This is a genomic window from Nonomuraea lactucae, from assembly GCF_003313395.1.
GTDB lineage: Bacteria > Actinomycetota > Actinomycetes > Streptosporangiales > Streptosporangiaceae > Nonomuraea > Nonomuraea lactucae.
In genome coordinates this window covers 1-4,586 of record NZ_QNFZ01000173.1, presented here as the reverse complement: position 1 = coordinate 4,586, position 4,586 = coordinate 1, and the positions used below count along the sequence as shown (strand labels likewise).

The 4,586-nt window shown below is 69.8% G+C and carries 3 protein-coding genes and 1 pseudogene; 2 read left to right on the top strand and 2 right to left on the bottom strand.

All coding sequences use genetic code 11. The annotated features are described in order from the left end of the window. Positions 1–1,198, top strand: a 1,198-nt coding sequence (locus tag DQW85_RS11545) for a PucR family transcriptional regulator (protein WP_162794907.1), incomplete at its 5' end; no start/stop codon positions are given. Here the strand turns inward: DQW85_RS11545 and DQW85_RS11540 are convergent. Both DQW85_RS11540 and DQW85_RS11535 read right to left on the bottom strand, forming a co-directional pair. After that, positions 1,158–1,781, bottom strand: coding sequence for a TetR/AcrR family transcriptional regulator (locus DQW85_RS11540; RefSeq protein WP_113700337.1), 624 nt, complete (start codon positions 1,779–1,781; stop codon positions 1,158–1,160). The genes DQW85_RS11545 and DQW85_RS11540 overlap by 41 nt on opposite strands. A 606-nt stretch (positions 1,782–2,387) precedes the next feature. Continuing rightward, positions 2,388–3,280 (bottom strand): annotated as a pseudogene (locus DQW85_RS11535) (IS982 family transposase). Between the two features lie 605 nt (positions 3,281–3,885). On the opposite strand from DQW85_RS11535, the gene DQW85_RS11530 reads away from it, so the two are divergent. Beyond that, positions 3,886–4,586, top strand: a 701-nt coding sequence (locus tag DQW85_RS11530; protein WP_162794906.1) for a DUF6531 domain-containing protein, incomplete at its 3' end; no start/stop codon positions are given.

The window sequence follows — 4,586 nt, the reverse complement described above, 5'->3', positions numbered from 1 at the left end:
CGAGGGCGGCCGAACACCCGCGGCAGGGACTGGCGGCGGCCGGACACCGGTAGCAGGGGTCGGCGGCGGCAGGCCATCTGCGGCAGGGGCCGGGGGCGGCGCGGGCGCGGAGCGCGTGCCGTCCAGTCTGGCGATCTCCGAGCCCGGACAGCACATCGTGGTGCAGCCGCTCGGGGGCGGGGCGCGGCCACGCGGGTTCTTCGCCGTCGGGGCGGCGCGGGCCTTCTCGCCCGTCACCCACACGGTGATCAACGCCGCCGGGTCGCTGCTGACTCTGGCGCTGGAACAGGGAGGCGCCCGGCTGGAGGCCGAGCGCCGGGTCCGGTCCTCCGTGCTCGAACTCCTGCTGGCCGGAGCCCACGAGCAGGCGGTCGCGGCGCTGGCCCCGCTCGGCGGGCGGCTGCCCGAGGAGCCTCTGGTGGTGCTGGCCGCCGCCGGCGAGGCTCTCGACGTCCTCGAACCGCGCGCCTTCGCCGCCCGGATCCCGTCCGAGCCGCCTGCTCCGCCGCCCCGCTTCCCGTCCGACCCGGACGAGGGGGCGGCGGGTGTCCCGCCCACCAGGGGAGCGGCGGGTGCCCTGCCCGCCGGGGGAGCGTTGGGTGCCTCGCGCCGGGCTGCCGGGGGTTCCTCGTCCGGAGGCCCCGCGTTCTCGGGGGCGTACGCGCCGGCAGAGCCGGAGGGCGAGGAGCTCGTGGTGGCGGTCGTCGGGGAGAGCGCGGCCGAGGAACTGGCCGGACTGGCCGGGGCTGCCGGGGCGGCCGTCGGCATGAGCGGGTCGTGCTCGTACCTGGAGCTGGGCGGCGGCCTGGACCAGGCCCGGCGGGCACTGGCCGCCGGGGGAGGCGGGGTCGTGAGGTTCGCCGACCTGGCGGGGCAGGGACTGCTGAGGCTGCTCGACCCGGCGGCGGCGCGCGCGTTCGCCGCCGCGTTGCTCGCCCCCCTCACCAGGTACGGCTCGCGGGCCGACCTGGTGGAGTCGCTACGCGCCTACCTCGACAGCAACGGCCACTGGGACGCGGCCGCGCAGCGGCTCGGCGTGCACCGCCACACCTTGCGCTACCGGATGAAGCGGGTGGCGGAGCTGCTCGGCCGCGACCTCGACGACCCGGGAGTGCGGGCCGAGCTGTGGATCGCGCTGGCCGCGACGCCCTCGCCGGCTACTTCTTCGCCAGATAGCAGCAGATCGTCGCCGTCGTGACCGCCTCGTAGGTGCGGCCGTCACGAAGGTGCCCGGCACGTTCCAGGCTGATCGCTCCCTGGGCCGCCGCCCAGAGCGCGTCGGCGATCTTGCGGGGCTGGGTGGGGGCGAGGTAGCCGGCGGAGATGCAGTCGGCGATGGCCCGGTCGAGGATGTTGAGCGCGGCGCGGGCGAGGGTGCGGGCCCGCTCGCTCGGTTCGAAGCCGGGGATCGCCCGCTCGAACATGAGGCTGTAGTAGCCCGGCTCCGACAGGCACGCCTGCCGGTAGGCGGGGCCGAGCGCGGTCAGGTACTCGAGAGGGTCACGCCGCTGCGGCACGGCCTCCAGGAACCGCCTGAACCGCTCGAACCCCTCCAGATAGAGGGCCTCGGCGAGCCCTTCCCGGTTGCCGAACATCGTGTAGATCACCGTCGTGGTGCAGCCGGCTTCGGTGGCGATCCTGCGCGTGGTGAGACTCTCGGGTCCTTCGGTCAGCAACAGGTTGACCGCGACGTCGAGAAGGCGCGAGCGGAGCTGGTCGTGAGTGGCCCGTTCGCCCAAAAGGTAGGCGCCCTGAAGCCCAAGCGGCGCCGAGGAGGTCATGGGCCCACGCCTTTCTGCTCGGGGGCCCGCCGCACTTGGAGACCCGCACACATGACTTAGCCACGGCGGAGCTCGTTCAAACCGCTCCGCATGGTAAACATCCCGAATTAGGTCTACTTCTGTTACATGGTGGGTAAAGGAGAGGGTTGGTTGGGGGTCGGCGGGTGTCGAGGTAAGAGCTGCGAGCTGCGGCGACCGTCCGTAGAGGGGGGAGCTGTCCGGGGGAGTCGGCCTACACTGGCTCCCCCGTTTGGCTCCCCATATGGGGTCCGGGAGTACTTCCGCAGGTGACCGCGTCGATCCGGGACGTCCAGACGAACCCCACCCCTGCCAGCCAGCCGCCCGCAGTCATGCCGAACGCGCGTTGTGCAGGTTCACTGAGTTCTCCCGCGTCCGGTGGTCAAGATGCCAGCCCGCCAGTGGTGGGTCTGCCCGGGGACTGCCGGCACTCTCCCAGTGCTCGATCCTCTCGGGAGAGACAATGAGCATGGATCCCTCCCAGAGTAGGCGTTGATCGATCCCGGGCTCGCGTACATAGCCCTTCTCGCTGGGCAGCGTGTGAGATAGGGAGGCGGTCGTCGCTGGGACCTAGAGTCCTAAGTCGGATCAGTGGTCATAGGCGATCAGTGATCGTGTGACGGGCTGCCCGGTGGCTTGGTTGTGCCAGATCGCGGCAGTCACCGCCAGGATGCGTTGGGCGATGCGAGCGCCGACCCCCTCAGGGCTGCGTCCGCCGTGGAGTTCCAGGTCGAGCTGGCCCTTGAGGGTGTCGTTGACCGATTCGATGAGCTGGCGGATCGGTTTGAGGAGTCGTTCGCCGAAACGGGGTGTGCGGTTGCGGGAGGAGGGCCGTAGCAGCTGTACCCCTCGTTCAGCCAGGTAGCGGTCCAGCTCAGCCGCCACGTACCCCTTGTCGGCAATGATCAGCAGGCCGGGCCGTTCGGCGAGCAGGTCAGGGTCGTGGTCGCAGATGGCCATCAGCACCTGGCGTTCATCGATCTTCGGAGTGGCCAGAGCCCAGGTGATCGGCAGTCCGGCCGGAGTGCAGATCAGATGCAGGCGCAGGCCCCAAATCCAGCGGGAGTGAGAGCGGCAGTAGCCGTAGCCGGCCCAGCCTGCCAGGTTCGAGTGCTGGGTGGTGGGGCGGGAGCGGCCGCATTCGACCGGGGTGGAGTCGACGACCCATACCGGATCTGCCCACAGGTCGGTGTCGCGGGCCAGGACCCGAAGCGCGCGCTGGAGCAGGGGCAGTGCCGCGCGCAGCCGTTTGTTGTAGCCGGACTGACCTGGCAGGTACGGGAATGCGCCGGGCAGATGCCGGGGACGAACCGCAGCCAGCGGGCCTCGGAGCGGATCCCGAGCAGAACCTGGGCCGCAGCTAAGGTCAGCAGCTCGGCGTCGGTCAGTTTTGGTGGGCGTCCGATGCGGGGCGGTTTGCCGAGCCAGTCGTCGATCTTCACGTACATTGCGGTGAGAAGGGTGTTGATGTCTGTCGTCACCAACAGATCGTCGACACCCTTCGCTGTTCCTGCAGCCGAAACGACACAGGACTTACTCGTCTAGCGGCTCGTCTCCCGCTGTCTTGATCACTTTATGTGTGCCTTATGTGACTTAATTGGATCTTGTCGCTTTTTCGGGTGGAAGTTACGCTTCGTCCGTTTGGCAACATGCTCCGAGTCGCGCGGTGGTTCCGGGCTGGGCGGGTGGAGCTTCGTCCGGCGCCTCCGGGCGCCCCGCGTGGTTCGGAGTGTGACGGCGTATGCGCCGGTCTTTGGCACGGGCTCGTTGCTGGGTCGCGGCGTTGCTGGTCGCCGCCCTGCCCGGTCTGCTGTCGTTAGCCGTGCTGCCGGCATACGCCCAGGCGGGTGCGGTGAGTGGGCCGGCCGAGTCTCAGGGGCCGGTGACGACGCCCAGGCAGATGGCGGGTACAGCGGGCCGGCTGCCGAGCCTGGTGGACGCGTCGGTCACGCGTGAGGGAGGCGCTGCCGGCACTCGGCAGGGGCGGCGACCTTCAGGGGCCCTGGCTCTGGAGTCGCGTTCAGCGACGCCGGAGAAGAGGTCGAAGCTTGCGGCGGGGGTGGAGCGGGCGAACCAGCTTGATCGGATGACGCAGGCCGGCCCCACGTTTCCGATCATCGATGATGTGTATCCCGAGCACGGGATGCTGGTCGGGACGGTGACGCCACTGCTGACGGTCGAGGCCACCCGGTTGGGAGGTGGGACGGCGGCGAGCTTGCGGTTCTTCTTCAAGATCTGCGAGAAGCCGGAAGAGGACGACCAGTGGGTGCCCGGGGATCCTTTGCCCACGCCGGTGTGTTTCGAGTCCGGCGGCATGGTGGGGGTGAACACCTGGCGGGTGCCGTCGGGCAAGCTGCAGTGGGGCAAGCAGTACGAGTGGTGGGTGCGTGTCGTCGATGTGGACAGCAGCGAGTCGGCCGAGAGTGACAAGCTGCTGGTGACGACGGGTGCGCGTCAGCCGTTGACGAGCGCGCACCTGGGGGAGGGGAGCGGTAATGGGCGGGAGTTCACGCCGGTCACAGGCAACTACACGAGTACGTTCGTCGATGCGAAGGTCGCGGTCGCGGGGCCGCCGCTGTCGGTGGCCCGTACCTACAACAGTCTGGACGCCCGTACGGGCGGGATCTTCGGAGCTGGATGGTCGACGCAGTGGGACATGAAGATCACTGCGGAGGGAACGGCGGGGGCGAGCGATCTGCTGGTCACCTATCCCTCCGGCCGGCGGGTGCGGTTCGCCGGCAAGGGCGACGGCACCTATCAGGCTCCGCCGGGGATGCATGCGGTGCT

Bases quoted from the DNA above. Each gene is read 5' to 3' on its own strand.
- DQW85_RS11540 (WP_113700337.1), bottom strand. From the start codon at position 1,781: ATGACCTCCTCGGCGCCGCTTGGGCTTCAGGGCGCCTACCTTTTGGGC.